Consider the following 15856-nt stretch of genomic DNA (forward strand, 5'->3'; position numbering starts at 1 on the left):
CCAGGAGAGGTGGCAGAGTGGTCGAATGTACTTGACTCGAAATCAAGCGTAGGGGCGACCCTACCGTGGGTTCGAATCCCACCCTCTCCGCCAATATGCAATGAAAAAGCTCCCGCAAGGGAGCTTTTTTATTTTCCGGACAGGAGAGGAGCGAGCGCAGCTCGCGCGTGGGATTCGAAGACTCGCGCGTACTCGCGCGAGGGCGGCCTGCAGGATGTAGGCGAATCCCACCCTCTCCGCCACGAATAGTCAGGAAGCCCGCAGTTCTCGGAAGAGACTGCGGGTTTTTTGTTTTTCAGGCTAGAATCCCGGACATTATTAAAGGAGCAAATATGAAATCGTTTGTCGCTGTTCTTCTCGCCAGCCTGCTGACCGGCGCCGTCCACGCCGCTACCGCCAACCCCGACGCTGCGCAGGTGAAGGCCGCTCATGACTTGCTGGCCGCGATGCAGGCCGAGAAGATGATGCGCATGACGGCCGGCATGAGCCAGTACGCCTCGCCGGCGCAGCGCAAGGAAGTCATGGACAAGGTCATCAAGTTGCAGCCGGAAACGGTCTACAGCCGCCTGGCGCTGCCGGTGGCCCGCTTGCTGAGCACCGAGACGGCGACGGAGATGACCAGCTTCTACCAGTCCAGCTATGGCCAGAAAGTCCTGCACCAGACCTACAACAGCGGCGCATCGCTGGGCCCGTCCGTGGCAACGCCTACCGCCGCCGAAAAGGCCGCGCTGAAAAAGCCCGCCTACCTCAAGGCCGAGAAGGAATTCAAGGCCAACGAGCAGGCCATCAACCATGAAACCTTCCTGCTGCTGAAGCAGGTCATCAACGGCAAATAAACAGTGGGGTCAGATACCGGCATCGCCTTTAGCCGCAGCATTTCTTGAGTTTTTTGCCGCTGCCGCAAGGGCAGGGATCGTTGCGGCCTGGCTTGGCCGTCTTGACTTGCGGCGCGTGGAAGAAGGCGTTGATCTGCACCACGGCAGGCGCCACCTTGGCCGCGTTCAGCGGACGCTGGAACGGCGCCAGCAGGGCCGGCTGGCTGGCGCGCAGCGGCGCCCACGCTGCGGCATCCAGCTGCATGCCTTCCAGGAAGCCGTCGCACCAGGCGTCCACGGTCCAGGTGCCGCCGCATTCATAGATCGGCTCGAAGCTGGCCGGGTCCTTGGCCATCCAGGTACGCATGTACTCATGGTGGCGCAGCACCAGGGCGGCCGCTTCCGCATTGCCGTCGGCGCCGCCCCAGACCTTCGGCAGCCAGTCGTCCTGCGCCGGTGCCGCCGGGCCGGCGACGAGTGCCGTCAGGTAGCCTTCCAGCCTGGCGACATCCATGGCTTGCCGGCCCATGTTTGCGAGCAGGTCGTCAAGCGTGTCGTATTCGTCGTCGTTCAGGGGCGTGGCGCTCATGGCTGCAGTCCGGTTGCTGGCAAAGCCGACATTCTACTTGGCCTTGGGCGCCGCCGGTTTGGGTTTGGCGGTCTCGACGATCAACAGGTGCTTGTCGACCGCGCCGGTTTTTTCCTGCTTGACCACTTGCACGGCGACCGGACGATGGTCGTAGACCGAACGGGGCGCTTTGGGAGCGAGCATGTGTTTCTCCGATGATTGTTGTTGAAAGCGCAAATGGGCATGATTTCCGTTTTTGCAAGTAGACAAAATGGTCTAGTTGGCCGATACTGCAGCTTCCTTAAACTCCGAAGAACATCATGTTCAAGACGCTAGCCCTTGCCTTGGCGCTGTCGCCGCTTGCCGTAAATGCCTCCAACCTGCCCGACTATCCGTTCGTCCACGCCGGCGGCGAGGGCTATGTGATGGTGCTGCCCGACATGGGCGAGATCAACTTCGACATCAGCGCCTACGACGCCGATCCGGCCGCCGCCGTGGCCGTGGTCCAGGCCCGCGCGGCCGAGATCCACGCCTTGCTGGCGGAGCAGACCGGCGCGCCGGAAGGCGAGGGCGGCGCCAGCGCCAAGGTGTACGACATGCGCAAGGAAATGCGCAAGTCCGCCAATCCCGAGCCCAACGCCGCGCCCGACTACGATATCCGCAGCGCGGTCCACATCGTCGTGCGCGACCTGGGCAAATGGCGCCCGATCATGCAGGCGCTGCTGGCCATGCGGAATGTCGACCGCATGTCCACCACCTTCGGCAAGGCCGACCGCATCCAGGAGGAGAAGCTGCTGACCGCCGCCGCCGTCAAGGATGCGCAGCGGCGCGCCGAGGCGATGGCGGCCGGTTTCGGCAAGAAGCTGGGGGCGGTGACGGCGATCTCGTCCGGCCAGTTGCGCAACCTGACCGGCGCCATCGGCCTGATGCCCGGCGATTTCTACAAGAATCACGCCGGCGTCAATGCGCAGCCTGCCGACAAGGATTTCCTGGCGATCGACGTGCTGAAATGGTCGCAGACGGTGGATATGATTTTCCGCATCAAGTAAGCGGCGCCGCGCCAGCGGACGGTGCCTACCGTTCGATGGCGCACGCAGCCTGTCGCAGGCCCCTCTTGATTATGCCTGGTCACCCCCATCTGTCCATTACCAGGACAGCCAGGAGGGCTTTACCATGTTCGCCACCATCCGCACCCATACCACCCCCGATCCCGAAACGCCGCCACCGCAGCCGGAAAAGGATCCGCCGCCGGACAACACGCCGCTGCCGGAGCAGGCGCCGATCGAGGAGCCGACGCCACCCAAGCCGCCTATCAAAACTCTGTGATTGATTGTCTCCTTATGTGTGCCAACGCACCGTTCGCCGCCCATGGCGAACGGTATGCTTGGCCATGCTCTGAATCGCCGTGAGAAAGTGTGATTGTTGTTGCTCGATGGATACATATTTGATGGTTTGTGTTCTTCGTCACACTGGGGTCATGAAAGAGTTTCTATAATTTAGTCATGTCATCGGTTTTTCCATCACGGAGAGCATCATGGGCAATTCATTACACAACAAAATCTACCTTGGCCGTCGCAGCGTCGCCCTCAGTGCGAAGCGTGTGCAAGCTGTGATTTGTGTAGCCGCCTTCGCCAGCATCGGTCTGATCTGGCTGGCTATCCGAGCGTTCCAGTAATAACATTATTGCCATTCCACGGCGGGATCGGGCGCATTGTCTTGCCCTGGCCCCGCCGGGCGCGTACCATGAGGGCCGCAGCAGTCTCTTATGGAAAAAATGGCAATGAAGAACGAGAAATTAACGCAGGACGAGTACAACGCCCTCGATGAAGTCAAACGCGGCATCAAGGGCGAGCGCATCAGCGCCTGCGTCGGCCGCAACACCAAGCGCCTGGCCGGCCTCAAGCTGTTCAACATCGCCAAGAACGGCCGCATCTCGCTGACCGACAAGGGCGAGCAGACGCTGTTCCTGCGCCGCTGCATCCTGGGCCTGCGCGCCATCGAAGCCGACCCGGCCAGCGCCATCGATGCCGACGTCGCCCTGTTCCTGGGCAAGAAATCCCATATCGTCGCGCGCGCCGAAGGCGGCTTCGAGATCAGCGACAAGGGCCGCGAGTCGCTGGCCGACATCGCCAATCAAGGCATCTAGCTCTTTTTACACAGCGACAACAAAAAACGCCCACTGTGGCGTTTTTTTGTTTTATTGTAGAGCCATCAAGTTTCGCGCCGAAAGCCCGTCCCTCCGCCATGAGATTCGCCACACTGCAGAAATTCAGAAAACTGTTTGGCGTGCTGGTGGCAGCCGTGGCCGTGGTGTTGCTGATTCTCGCGCTGTTCGTCGTCCATGTGCTCAACCAGAGCCGGCTGCGCTACTACGCCGCCGCCGCCGAAACCTCGCACAACCTGTCGATCACGCTGGAAAACTTCCTGCATTCGCATTTCGAGGAAGTCGACCTGGCGATGCGCCGCGCCGACCGCGAGTTCCGCCTCATGCACGAGGAGCGCCGCTTCAGCGATGCGCAGTTCAGCGCCTACCTGCGCACCCTCAAGGAGCGCATTCCGCATGCGCAGGCGGTGCGCGGTTCCGACGCGGCCGGCCGCGTCATCTACGGCGAAGACATCGACCTGGGCAAGCCGCAAGACTTGACCATCCGCGAATTCTTCGCCCGCGTGCAGGCCGAGCATGAGCTGATCTTCGGCGTGCCGGTCAAGTCGCGCATCACCGGCGAATGGGTGCTGCCGCTGGTCTATCCGCTGACGCTGCCCAACGGCCAGTTCGGCGGCAGCGCCTACGTGCTGATGAACAGCGCCCGCATCACCGAATCGTTCGCGGCGCTGAACATCGGCGCCCATGGCTCCATCGTCCTGGTGGACGACAAGAAACGCGTGCTGCACCGCTATCCCGAAGTCGAGGGCATGCCGATCGGCAGCACCATCAAGGTCAACGCCGCCACCCAGGAGATATTGGACGGCAAGCGCAAGAGCGCGACCTACACCGTCGTCAGCCCGCGCGACGAACGCGAGCGCACGCTGAGCGTGGAAAAGATCGGCGGCTATCCGGTGTATGTGGTGGTCGGCCTGGCCAGCGACGATTTCCTCGCGCCCTGGTACAAGGAGGTGCGCAACGCCTCGATCTTCCTCGCCGTCTTCGTGCTGCTGGCGCTGGGACTGCTGCAGGGCGTGCGCTACGGCCTGCGCAAGCAGTATCAAGCCATGCAGCAGCTGGTCGACGCCGACCGCGCGCTGCAAGGCTCGCTGGCGCGGCTGACGGCGTCGGAATCGCGCTGGCGTTCGCTGACCGAGGGTTTGCCGCAGATGGTGTGGACCGCCACGCCGGAGCTGCGCATCGACTTCATGAGCCACCACTGGGAAGAATTCAGCGGCCTGCCGGCCGAGCAGCTGATGCAGCAGGGCGACTGGTCGCGCGTGATCCATCCGGACGACATGGCGCCGCTGACCGCCGCCTGGCAGCGCGCGCGGGCCGACGGCGACCAGTTCCGCTGCGATTGCAGGCTGCGCCGGCACGACGGCGTGTGGCGGATCTTCGACAACCACGCGCTGCCGCAAAGGGACGACGGCGGGGCCATCCTCGGCTGGGTCGGCAGCAGCACCGACAGCACCGAATTGCGCGCCACCCACGAGGCGCTGATCCAGGCCAAGGAGGCGGCGGACCAGGCCGGCCGCGCCAAGTCGGATTTTGTGGCCAACATGAGCCATGAAATCCGTTCGCCGATGAACGCCGTGCTGGGCATGCTGCAATTGCTGCAGCAAACCGAGATGAGCGAGCGCCAGCAGGATTACGCGGCCAAGGCGCATTCGGCCGCCAGCGCCTTGCTCGGCCTGCTCAACGACGTCCTTGATTTTTCCAAGGTGGAGGCCGGCAAGCTGGCGCTCGATCCGCATCCGTTCCGGCTCGACAAGCTGTGGCGCGACCTGGCCGTGATCTTGTCGGCCAATGTCGGCGACAAGAATATCGAAGTGCTGTTCCGCATCGATCCGGCGCTGCCGGCGCTGGTGGTGGGCGATGCCTTGCGCCTGCAGCAGATCCTGCTGAACCTGGCGGGCAACGCCATCAAATTTACCGAGCGTGGCGAAGTGGTGCTGTCGGCCGACGTGCTGGCGCAGACGGACAGCACGCTGTCGGTGGCGTTCGCGATCCGCGACAGCGGCATCGGCATTTCCGAGGAACAGCGCATGCGCATCTTCGACGGCTTCTCGCAGGCCGAGGCTTCGACCGCGCGCCGCTACGGCGGCACCGGCCTGGGCCTGGCGATCAGCCAGCGGCTGGTGCGCCTGATGGGCGGCACGCTGCAGGTCAGCAGCCAGCTGGGGCAGGGCAGCGTGTTCGACTTCATCGTCGACTTCGGCGTGGCCGGGCAGCAGCCGGCGCAGCTGGCGGACCAGGTGCTGGCGCCGGACCATGCGCTGATGCGCGGTTTGAAATGCCTGGTGGTGGACGATAACGACATCGCCCGCACGGTGCTCAGCGAAATGGCGGCCTCGTTCGGCTGGCGGGTCGATGTGGCCGAGGGCGGCCACCAGGCGCTGGCCGCGGTGGCGGCGCAGATGCAGCGGCAGCTGGCCTACGACGTGGTGCTGATCGACTGGCGCATGCCGGAACTGGACGGCTGGGAAACCAGCTGCCGCATCCGCGAGATGGCGCCGGAAGGGCAGACGCCGCTGATCGTCATGGTCACCGCGCACGACCGCGAACTGCTGGCGCAGCGGCACCTGGAGATGGCGCCGGTGCTGGATGGCTTCGTGGTCAAGCCGGTCACGGCGTCGATGCTGTTTGACGCGGTGGCCGATGCGCGCATGGAAAACCGCGCGCCGCTGGCGGCGATCGCCATGCCGTCGATGCGGCGGCTGGCCGGCCTGCGGTTGCTGCTGGTGGACGACAATCCCGCCAACCAGCAAGTGGCCGGCGAACTGCTGGGCAATGATGGCGCGCAGGTCGAGGTGGCCAACTCCGGACCGATGGCGATCGCCGCGATCTCGCGCCCGGGGCCGCTGCCGGACCTGATCCTGATGGATATCCAGATGCCGGAAATGGACGGCTACGAGGCGACCCACGCGATCCAGAAACAATTGGGCGCGGCGGCGCCGCCCATCGTGGCGATGACGGCCAACGCGATGGCGGCCGACCGCGTCGCCGCGCTGGAGGCGGGCATGGCCGATCACATCGGCAAACCCTTCGACCTGACGCAGCTGATCGAGGTGATCCTGAAGCATGCGCGGCGCGATGGCCGGCCGCTGCCGGATGCAATCGACAGCGGTGCGGCGCAGGCCAATACAGCATCCGCTGCCGCCGACGATGCGGGCGCCGTGCCGCTGCCGGAGGCGGGCCTGAACAGCGCAGCCGCGCTGAAGCGGCTGGGCGGCCTGCATTCGGTCTATCTGATGGCGCTGCGCAGTTTTGTGGTGGAAGCGGGCAAGCTGGCCGCCCAGTTGCGAGCCGCCCGCGTCGACGAGGACAAGCAAGCCGCGCTGCCGGCGCTGCACACGCTCAAGGGATTGGCCGGCACCGTGGGTGCCGACCGGCTGGCGGGCTTGTCGCAGCTGGCGGAACGGGCGCTGAAGGACGATGCCTCCAGCGCCGCCTGGAACCAGCTGGAGCTGGTGCTGGCAGCTTGTCCAGGCGTGGCGGACGATATCGAACAACTCGTCCGCCAGCTCGATCCTGTTAAGGCTTGAAACCGTCGGCGGTAATTTCCAGCTCGGTCACCTCGCCGTAAGTCTTGGCGATGCCGCGTATGGCTTCGGCCTTGCCGACCAACACCGTCTGCAGCTTGTCGCGCGGGAAGTGCTTGTCCACCAGCGCCTTGGCGCGTTCCGGCGTCAGGCTGTCGACGTCCTTCATGAAATTGTCGATCTGCTCGCGGCCCACCTTCGATGCATACATATCGCCCAGCAGTCCGGCCAGCTGCTCGCCGGTTTCGTAGCGCGGCGGGAACTGGCCCTTGACGTAGGCCTTGGCCGATTCCAGCGTCGCCTTGTCGATGCCCTTGTCCCATAAACGCTGGTAGGTCTTGTGCGCCAGGGCCAGCGCCGCTTCGGTCTTGGGCAGCGCGGTGAAGCTGGAGATGGCGAAGGTGCCGGTCTGCGACAAGGTGGCGAACTCGCTGCGCGCGCCGTAGGTCAGGCCGGAGTTGACGCGCAGTTCGTCGTTCAGCCACGAGGTGAAGCGGCCGCCGACGATGGTGTTGAGCACTTGCAGCGGCACGTAGTCCGGGTCGTTGCGGGCGATGCCGGCGCCGCCGATCAGGAAGGTGGTCTCGATCGCGTCCGGTTTGTTGACCAGCCACACGCGCGCCTTGTCGGCCTTGACCTTGCCGTTGTCCTGCTGCGGCAGGGACGGGCCGCCGGCCTTCCACGCGCCGAACAGCGACTCGATCTGCTTGCGCATCTCGGCCGCCTGGAAGTCGCCGACCACGATGACGGCGGCGTTGTCCGGGCGGTAGTAGTGCTGGTAGTAGCGCTGCACGTCGGCCTGCTTGAGCGCGGAGACGCTGCTGACCGTGCCGCTGGCCGGGATCGCATACGGGCTGTCGCCGAACAGCATGGCGCGGTAGTAGTTGTTGACGACGTTGCGCGGCGCTTCCTTGGCTTGTTTGAGGCCGTTGACCTTGCGGTCGCGCAGCTTGGTCAGCTCGGCTTCGTCAAAGCTGGGCTGCTGGACGATCTCGGCAAACAGCGGCAGCAGGGCGGCGCTATCGGCGCGGGCGAAGTTGGCCTGCACCACGCTGGCCTCGGTGCCGGCGCCGCCGGCCAGGCGCGCGCCCCGGTAGTCGAAGGCCTGGTCGATGGCGGTCTTGTTGTGCGCCTTGCTGCCCAGCAGCAGCGCGTCGCCGGTCAGGTTGGACAGGCCGGGCTGGGCGGCGTCGTTGACGGCGCCGGCCTTGACCACGGCGCGCACCGAGATCAGCGGCACTTCATGGCGCTCCATCAGGTAAACGGTCAGGCCGTTGGGCAGCGTCACGGTTTCAAAGGCAGGCAGGCGGAATTCGGCGGCGAAGGCGGGTGCGGCGCAAGCGGCCAGCACAGCGGCGGCGATGAGACGTCTGGGGGCAGTTCCGGCAACTGCGGTGATGATGGTTTTTTTCATGGTATCAATCCTCCTTCGCGGCCAGCACGCCGACGGTGCGCTGCGATTTCTTCAGGTATTTGGCGGCCACGGCCTGGATGTCGGCCGGGGTCAGCTTCTCGAATTGCGCCGGGGCGTCGAACATCTTCTTGTAGTCGCCGAAGAAGACTTCGTAGTTGCCCAACTGCTGGGCCTTGCCGTTGATGGTCTCCTGCTCGCGGTACAGGTTGACCAGTTTCTGGTTCTTGACCTTCTGCAGCTCCTCGGCCGTGACGCCGTTCTTGACCACGTCATCGAGCACGGCCAGCAGCGCTTTCTCCAACGCGGCCGGTTCGACCTTGGTGGCCGCCACCGCCGATACATACAGCAGGCCCGGATCGAATCCGTCCAGGCTGTTGGCGCTGACCTGCGTGGCCAGTTGCTGCTCCACCAGCGCCTTGTACAGGCGCGAGGTCTTGCCGTCCGCCAGCAGGCTTTGCAGCACTTCCAGCGCGTAGTAGTCCGGATTGTTGGCGGCCGGGATCTTGTAGGCGACGGTCAGGTTGGCCGACGTGGCCGATTCCTTGGCGACGAATACGCGGCGCTCGCCTTTTTGTTCGGGCTCGATGGTGCGCACGGCCGGCGGCGGCGGGCGCTTGGGAATCGCGCCGAAGTACCTGGTCGCCAGCTTCTTCACCTCATCGGTCTTGACGTCGCCGACGATCACCGACACCGCATTGTTCGGCGCATAGTAGGTCTTGAAGTAGGTTTCGAGATCCTGTTGGGTCCATGCCTTGATATCGGACTCGTTGCCGATCACCGACCATGAATACGGATGCGCCATGAAGGCGACGCTGTTGATCTCTTCGCGCAGCATGCGCATGTTGGAGTTTTCCAGGCCGGTGCTGCGTTCGGACAGCACCACGCCGCGCTCGCTGGCGACCATTTTTGGATCGATGGTCAGGTGGGCGATACGGTCGCTCTCCAGGCTGAAAATGGTTTCCAGCGACGAGGCCGGGAACCAGTCCTGGTACACGGTCAGGTCGGTGCTGGTGTAGGCGTTGTTGGAGCCGCCCTTGGCTTCCATGGTGCGGTCGAACATCTTCGGGCCGTATTTCTTCGAGCCGTTGAACATCATGTGCTCGAAGAAGTGCGACAGTCCGGTGATGCCGGGCGCCTCGTTGCGCGAACCGACTTTCCAGAACGTGTACATATTGGCGTTGGGGATGGCGCCCGATTCCAGCACGATGAACTTCATGCCGTTGGGCAGGGTGAAGGTCTGGACTTGGTCGGCGGTGAGGGCTTGCGCGGTGGCGGCCATGCCCAGCATGATGCCGGCGGCCAGGGCTTTCCATTTCATGAGCGCTCCTTAAGAATAAGCGCAAAGCATACGATAAACCACGACTTTTTTGACAACTATTTGCGAATGACGTGCTGAGCGGATAGCATGGTGTTAAACAACTAGGGAGTATGCAATGGAAAAACCGATGAGCTGGGTGGCCCACGAACTGAGCATGACCGTGCTGATGACGCCGGACATGGCCAATTTCTCCGGCAACGTCCACGGCGGCACGATTCTGAAATACCTGGACAGCGTGGCCTATGCCTGCGCCAGCCGTTATTCGGGCAGCTATGTGGTGACCCTGTCGGTCGACCAGGTGATGTTCCTGCAGCCCATCCACGTGGGCGAGCTGGTGACCTTCCTGGCCTCGATCAACTACACCGGCCGCACCTCGATGGAAGTGGGCATCCGCGTGGTGACCGAGAATATCCAGCAGCGCCTGGTACGCCATGCCAACAGCTGCTACTTCACGATGGTGGCGGTGGACGCCGACCGCAAGCCGGTCGAAGTGCCGGCGCTGGTGCCGGAAAACGAAGAGCAGAAGCAGCGCTGGGAGCAGGCGCTGCTGCGCAAGCAGGCGCGCCAGATGGTGCACGGCGCGCGCAAGCCATGAAGCGGCTGGCGTTGCTGGCCGCGTTCGCGGCGGCGATGTCGGGTGCGCTGGCCGCCCAGCCGTCCGGGCGCGAGATCGTGGCCGATGTCGGCCGCATCGTGGCGCCGAACGGCGTGCAGGAGAATTTCAAGCTGCGCATAGGCGGCATCGACCAGTGGATCTACACGCGCGGGCAGGACCGTGGCAATCCCATCCTGCTGTTCGTCCACGGCGGTCCGGCCTCGCCCAGCGCGCCGACCATGTGGATGTACCAGCGTCCGCTGGAAGAATATTTCACCGTGGTGAACTACGACCAGCGCGGCGCCGGCAAGACTTACCTCGACAACGACGTGGATGCGGTACGCCCGACCTTGCGCATCGGCCAGTTTGTCGACGATGCGGTGGAGATCGCGCAAGCCATCGCCAAGCGCTACGGCAAGCGCAAGGTGATCCTGGTCGGCCACAGTTGGGGCACGGTAGTCGGCATGCGCGCGGTGCTGGCGCGGCCGGAACTGTTCCATGCCTACGTCGGCATCGGCCAGGTCATCAGCATGCCGGACAACGAAAAGGTCAGCTTCGATTTCGCCATGGCGCAGGCGCGCAAGGAGCGCAACGAGAAAGCCATCAAGGAGCTGGAGTCGATTGCGCCGTATCCGGGCGACACGCCGATCACGCGCGAGCGCATCATCATCGAGCGCACCTGGGCGCAGCACTACGGCGGCCTGGCGGCCTACCGCAGCGATTTCGGCTACTACTTCAATGCACCGCTGCTGTCGCCGGAATACGACGACAAGGCGGTGCAGGCGATCGACAAGGGCAGCCTGCTGACGCTGGAACGGGTGTTGAAGGAATGGCTGGAGGTGGACCTCAAGCCGGTCACCAAATTTCCGGTACCGGTGGTGATGTTCATGGGGCGGCACGACTACACCACGCCGTCCGAACCGACGGCCGTGTGGCTGGCCAAGGTAAAGGCGCCGTACAAGCGCGCCGTCTGGTTCGAGAACTCCTCGCACCTGGTGCAGTTCGAGGAGCCGGGCAAGACGCTGGTCAGCCTGCTGGAGTATGTTCGCCCGCTGGCAAAGGATTAGCAAGAAGCGCGATTCGCCTCGACATGCGTTCATGACCTGACTGAAGCGAACTGCGTGATTTTCGCATGTGGTTCCGGCCTATCATCGACGGCAACCGGCCAAGACCCGTCATTCCCGCTTTCGCGGGAATGACGGGACGGCGGCGATGGGCGGACTCTCGCGCCGATCTGCACCAAGCTGGCTGAATATTCTGATCAGCCAGCTTGATGCGATAGTCGTCCAGCGGACGTCTAACGCCTGCGACGGGTCAGGAACACCAGTCCCGCCGCGATCACCGAGGTGATCGCCAGCGCATACAGGCCGCCCTGGATGGAGCCGGTCTTTTGCTCCAGGTAGCCGAAGGTGGCCGGCGCGACGAAGCCGCCGAGATTGCCGAGCGAGTTGATCAAGGCGATCACGCCGGCCGCGATGCGGCTGTCCAGGTAACCCTGCGGAATCGGCCAGAACAGCGATGACGCCGCCTTGAAGCCGATGCCGGCAAAGCAGATCGCGACAAACGCGAACACCGGACCGGCCACGGTCGAGGCGAACATGCCGCAGGCCGCGATCAAGAGCGCGATCGCCACCCACATCTGCTGGTTCTTGAAGCGCAACGCCAATGCCGCAAACATATACATGGCGGCGATCGAAATGATCCACGGGATCGAGTTGAACATGCCGATCTGGAATTCGCTGAAGTGGCCCATCTTCTTGATGATGCTCGGCAGCCAGAAAGTGGCGCCGTAGATGGTCAGCTGGATCGCGAAGTAGATGAAGCAGAACAGCGCGATGCGGCTGTCCTTCAGCAGCGACAGCGAACTGGCGTGCTTGGGCTTGCTGGCGTCGCGTTCCTTCTGCTCGGCCGCGATGACGGCGGCCAACTCGTTGCGCTCGGCTTCCGTCAGCCACTTGGCGTCCTTCGGATGCGAGTCCAGGCAGAACCAGACCACGAAGCACAGCGCGATCGACGCCACGCCTTCAATCATGAACATCCACTGCCAGCCATGGAAGCCGCCGCCCTCGATCTGTAGCAGCGCGCCGGACAATGGTCCCGACAGCACCGACGCCAGCGCCGAGCCGCTCAGGAAAATCGCCATCGCCTTGCCGCGCTCGCGGTTCGGCAGCCATTGCGTGAAGTAGTAGACCACGCCCGGGAAGAAGCCCGCTTCGGCCACGCCGAGCAGGAAACGCATCACGTAGAACGAGGTTTCGCCCTGCACGAAGGCCATGCCGGTGGCGACCACGCCCCAGGTGGCCATGATGCGGGTCAGCCAGGCCTTGGCGCCGAAGCGCTGCTGCAGCATGTTGGACGGCACCTCGAACAGCGCATACGCGAGGAAGAAGATGCCGGCGCCGAAGCCGAAGGCGGCGGCACCGATGCCGAGGTCTTTTTCCAGGTGGCTGCGCACGAAGCCGATGTTGACGCGGTCGATGTAGTTGGCGATGAACATCACCACGAACAGCGGCAGGATGCGCCACTTGACCTTGCTGACGGCCGTGTCGAGCACGGTAGGGGCGGCGGCGGCGGCGCCGGCTATTGGCAGTACGGTATGCATGTTTGTCTCCTTGATTGTTCTGTTGTTGTTTTTATCGAACCATGCAAGGCAGCTTGTTATTGAACTTCCAGCCGGGGATCAGGAACTGCATCGCGACCGCGTCGTCCCTGGCCCCCAGTCCCATGCCGAGGTAGAGCTGGTGGGCCGCTTCGACCGCCTCCATGTCCAGCTCGACGCCGAGGCCGGGCTTCTTCGGCACCTGCACCATGCCGCCTTCGATCTTCAGCGGCGCCTTGGTCAGGCGCTGGCCGTCCTGCCAGATCCAGTGCGTGTCGATGGCGGTGATCTTGCCCGGCGCGGCGGCGGCGACGTGGGTGAACATGGCCAGCGAAATGTCGAAGTGGTTGTTGGAATGCGAGCCCCAGGTCAGGTCCCATTCGTGGCACATCTGCGCCACGCGCACCGAACCCTGCATGGTCCAGAAGTGCGGGTCGGCCAGCGGGATATCGACCGATTGCAGCGAGATCGCGTGGCGCATTTCGCGCCAGTCGGTGGCGATCATGTTGGTGGCGGTCAGCAGGCCGGTGGCGCGGCGGAACTCGGCCATCACTTCGCGGCCGGAGTAGCCGTTCTCGGCGCCGCACGGGTCTTCGGCGTAGGCCAGCACGTCGCCCTTGTCGCGGCACAGGCGGATCGCGTCCTTCAGCAGCCAGCCGCCGTTCGGGTCCAGCGTCACGCGCGCCTTGGGGAAGCGTTCGTGCAGCGCGGTCACCGCTTCGATTTCTTCCTCGCCCCGGAACACGCCGCCCTTGAGCTTGAAGTCGTTGAAGCCGTAGCGTTCGTAGGCCGCCTCGGCCAGGCGCACCACGGCGTCCGGCGTCAGCGCCGCCTCGTGGCGCACGTGCGACCAGTTGTCCTCGGCGTCGCCCGGGGCGGCGGCGTAGGGCAGGTCGGTGGCGTTGCGGTCGCCGATGTAGAACAGGTAGCCCAGCATTTCCACCGCGTCGCGCTGCTGGCCGTCGCCCAGCAGGGCCGCCACCGGCACGCCGAGGAACTGGCCGACCAGGTCGAGCAGCGCCGCCTCCAGCGCCGTCACGGCGTGGACGGCGATGCGCAGGTCGAAGGTCTGCAGGCCGCGGCCGCCGGCATCTCGGTCGGCGAAGGCGGTGCGCGCCGCGTTCAGGATGGCGTTGTAGTGACCGATGGGCTGGCCGATCAGCAGGCTGCGCGCGTCTTCCAGCGTCTGGCGGATCTTCTCGCCGCCCGGCACCTCGCCGACGCCGGTGTGGCCGGCGCTGTCGGTCAGGATCACGATGTTGCGGGTGAAGTAGGGGCCGTGGGCGCCGCTCAGGTTGAGCAGCATGCTGTCGCGGCCGGCGACCGGAATCACGCGCATGGCGACGATGCGAGGGGTGTCGGTGGAAGCTTGTTGCATGATAATCCTTTAAAATGATTGCGCTGTCATTTTCAATGGTAGCGGTGTCAAGCTGAAATTTCAACGTAAACCTGAGATTTTTACATGTCAAAAATGATTGAAAATGATTGAAAATGATGTGTAATGCTATAATTGAATATCTTTTTCTATCGGGATTGCTATGGATAAGCGGCAACTACGCACGCCGGCCGGCGAAATCAGTGTCAGCGGCGCCACACTGGTCGACGTGGCCAAGGTGGCCGGCGTGTCGCCGATCACGGTGTCGCGCGCCTTGAACCAGCCGCACCTGGTGCGGCCGAATACGGTGGCCAAGGTGCAGGCGGCGGTGCAGCAGACCGGCTACGTCAAGAACATGATGGCCGGCGCGCTGGCGTCCAGCCGCAGCCGGCTGGTGTCGCTGGTGCTGCCGACCATCTCCACGCCGATCTTCGCCGACATGGTGGAAGCGGCCAGCGAGAGCCTGACCCGCAGCGGCTACCAGGTGATGCTGGGCCTGTCCAGCTACGAAGCCTGGCGCGAGGAGGTGCTGGTCGAGACCATTTTGAGCCGGCGTCCGGACGGCGTGATCCTGACCGGCAGCCTGCACACCGACAGTACGCGGCGGCGCCTGCAGATGTCGGGCGTGCCGGTGGTGGAGACCTGGGACATGACGCCGTCGCCGATCGACATGATGATCGGCTTCTCGCACGAGGAGGTCGGCCACGCGATCGCGCTGCATCTGCTGGAGCGCGGCTACCGGCGCATCGCCATCCTGGCGGTGGAGGATCCGCGCGCCGCGCGCCGCAACCAGGGCTTGCAGGCGGGGCTGGCCAAGCAGGGCGTGGAGGTGGCGGCGGTGCAGATCATGCCGCTGCCGTCGACCTTCCAGCTGGGACGCGAGGGCATGGTGCGCCTGCTGGAGCGCTGCCCGGACGTGGAGGTGGTGGTCTGCAGCTCGGACACGCTGGCGCACGGCGTGCTGACCGAGGCGATCAGCCGTGGCGTGCGGGTGCCGGAGCAACTGGCCGTGTTAGGATTTGGCGATCTGAGTTTCGCCGCACATACCTGGCCGCCACTCTCGACTGTGCGGGTAGATGGGGCTAAGATCGGAAGGTTGGCGGCGCAGGCGATTGTGGACCGCGTGGAAGGCGGCGGCAAGCCGGTTTCGCGCCTGACCGACACGGGATTCGAGTTGATACAACGTGGCAGCACCTAGGAGCTAACATGGAAATGAAGCGCGTCAACGCAGGAAAATTACGCGCCATCGGCTACGACCCGCGCGACCGCCTGCTACGGGTGGAATTCGATGACGGCAGCGCCATCGATTATTCGGGCGTCGGCACCGAGGTCTGGCGCAAGCTGTCGACCTCGGCAGCCGCCTGGAGCTACTACCGCGACAACATCGAAGATGAATTCACCGGCCGCCGCGGCGTAGTGCGCAAGCCCACCACCCGCGCCGACCTGGAAGACCTGTTCAAGCCACCCGATTAAGATCGGGGTCG

Annotated in this window: 16 protein-coding genes and 1 tRNA gene; 11 read left to right on the forward strand and 6 right to left on the reverse strand. The window is 64.2% G+C overall.

All coding sequences use genetic code 11. From position 1 onward, the window contains the following. Window positions 1-3 precede the first annotated feature (3 nt). Window positions 4-93: transfer RNA gene (locus ACEN9F_RS29200), tRNA-Ser, on the forward strand. A gap of 239 nt (window positions 94-332) precedes the next feature. After that, window positions 333-836 (forward strand): hypothetical protein, encoded by a 504-nt coding sequence (locus ACEN9F_RS29205; RefSeq protein WP_413425910.1) that lies wholly within the window; start codon window positions 333-335, stop codon window positions 834-836. Window positions 837-864: 28 nt separating this feature from the next. On the opposite strand, the gene ACEN9F_RS29210 is transcribed toward ACEN9F_RS29205, so the two are convergent. Beyond that, window positions 865-1404: a UPF0149 family protein gene (locus ACEN9F_RS29210; protein WP_413425912.1), complete on the reverse strand. Its 540-nt coding sequence runs from the start codon at window positions 1402-1404 to the stop codon at window positions 865-867. Window positions 1405-1437: 33 nt separating this feature from the next. Continuing rightward, a complete protein-coding gene (locus tag ACEN9F_RS29215) occupies window positions 1438-1587 on the reverse strand; it encodes a hypothetical protein (RefSeq protein ID WP_413425914.1) in 150 nt (49 codons plus the stop codon). Window positions 1588-1703: 116 nt separating this feature from the next. On the opposite strand from ACEN9F_RS29215, the gene ACEN9F_RS29220 reads away from it, so the two are divergent. From ACEN9F_RS29220 to ACEN9F_RS29240, 5 genes are all read left to right on the forward strand, one after another. Continuing rightward, window positions 1704-2432: an SIMPL domain-containing protein gene (locus ACEN9F_RS29220; protein WP_413425916.1), complete on the forward strand. Its 729-nt coding sequence runs from the start codon at window positions 1704-1706 to the stop codon at window positions 2430-2432. Window positions 2433-2556: 124 nt separating this feature from the next. Continuing rightward, complete coding sequence (locus ACEN9F_RS29225; RefSeq protein ID WP_413425918.1) at window positions 2557-2709, forward strand: hypothetical protein; 153 nt, start codon at window positions 2557-2559, stop codon at window positions 2707-2709. 208 nt (window positions 2710-2917) lie between these two features. Further along, the gene (locus ACEN9F_RS29230; RefSeq protein WP_413425920.1) at window positions 2918-3058 is read left to right on the forward strand and encodes a hypothetical protein; all 141 of its coding nucleotides are present in this window, start codon (window positions 2918-2920) and stop codon (window positions 3056-3058) included. A 105-nt stretch (window positions 3059-3163) separates the two neighbouring features. Next, window positions 3164-3529: a hypothetical protein gene (locus ACEN9F_RS29235; protein WP_413427217.1), complete on the forward strand. Its 366-nt coding sequence runs from the start codon at window positions 3164-3166 to the stop codon at window positions 3527-3529. A 98-nt stretch (window positions 3530-3627) separates the two neighbouring features. Further along, complete coding sequence (locus tag ACEN9F_RS29240) at window positions 3628-7074, forward strand: response regulator (protein ID WP_413425922.1); 3447 nt, start codon at window positions 3628-3630, stop codon at window positions 7072-7074. On the opposite strand, the gene ACEN9F_RS29245 is transcribed toward ACEN9F_RS29240, so the two are convergent. Both ACEN9F_RS29245 and ACEN9F_RS29250 read right to left on the reverse strand, forming a co-directional pair. Beyond that, window positions 7064-8485 carry a M16 family metallopeptidase gene (locus ACEN9F_RS29245; protein ID WP_413425924.1) on the reverse strand — a complete coding sequence of 474 codons (1422 nt, stop codon included), beginning with the start codon at window positions 8483-8485 and terminating at the stop codon, window positions 7064-7066. The genes ACEN9F_RS29240 and ACEN9F_RS29245 overlap by 11 nt on opposite strands. Before the next feature lie 4 nt (window positions 8486-8489). Further along, window positions 8490-9803 (reverse strand): M16 family metallopeptidase, encoded by a 1314-nt coding sequence (locus ACEN9F_RS29250; protein ID WP_413425926.1) that lies wholly within the window; start codon window positions 9801-9803, stop codon window positions 8490-8492. Between the two features lie 127 nt (window positions 9804-9930). Between ACEN9F_RS29250 and ACEN9F_RS29255 the strand changes: the two genes are divergently transcribed. Next, window positions 9931-10398 carry an acyl-CoA thioesterase gene (locus ACEN9F_RS29255; protein WP_413427219.1) on the forward strand — a complete coding sequence of 156 codons (468 nt, stop codon included), beginning with the start codon at window positions 9931-9933 and terminating at the stop codon, window positions 10396-10398. Next, entirely contained in the window at window positions 10395-11465 is a 1071-nt protein-coding gene (locus ACEN9F_RS29260) for an alpha/beta hydrolase (protein ID WP_413425928.1), read from the forward strand. Before ACEN9F_RS29255 ends, ACEN9F_RS29260 begins: the two co-directional genes overlap by 4 nt. 230 nt (window positions 11466-11695) lie before the next feature. Here the strand turns inward: ACEN9F_RS29260 and ACEN9F_RS29265 are convergent, their stop codons facing one another. Both ACEN9F_RS29265 and gudD read right to left on the reverse strand, forming a co-directional pair. After that, window positions 11696-13000 carry an MFS transporter gene (locus tag ACEN9F_RS29265; RefSeq protein ID WP_413425930.1) on the reverse strand — a complete coding sequence of 435 codons (1305 nt, stop codon included), beginning with the start codon at window positions 12998-13000 and terminating at the stop codon, window positions 11696-11698. Window positions 13001-13031: 31 nt separating this feature from the next. Further along, the gene (gene gudD, locus ACEN9F_RS29270) at window positions 13032-14375 is read right to left on the reverse strand and encodes a glucarate dehydratase (RefSeq protein WP_413425932.1); all 1344 of its coding nucleotides are present in this window, start codon (window positions 14373-14375) and stop codon (window positions 13032-13034) included. 160 nt (window positions 14376-14535) lie between these two features. Here gudD and ACEN9F_RS29275 point away from each other — a divergent pair, with 160 nt between their 5' ends. Together ACEN9F_RS29275 and ACEN9F_RS29280 are read left to right on the forward strand one after the other, a co-directional pair. Beyond that, on the forward strand, window positions 14536-15570 hold the full coding sequence (locus tag ACEN9F_RS29275) for a LacI family DNA-binding transcriptional regulator (RefSeq protein ID WP_413425934.1): 1035 nt from the start codon (window positions 14536-14538) through the stop codon (window positions 15568-15570). 8 nt (window positions 15571-15578) lie between these two features. After that, complete coding sequence (locus ACEN9F_RS29280; RefSeq protein ID WP_413425936.1) at window positions 15579-15845, forward strand: KTSC domain-containing protein; 267 nt, start codon at window positions 15579-15581, stop codon at window positions 15843-15845. The last annotated feature ends 11 nt before the right edge of the window (window positions 15846-15856 follow it).

This window comes from Duganella sp. CT11-25 (genome assembly GCF_047302815.1).
In the GTDB taxonomy this organism is placed as follows: Bacteria; Pseudomonadota; Gammaproteobacteria; order Burkholderiales; family Burkholderiaceae_D; genus Rugamonas.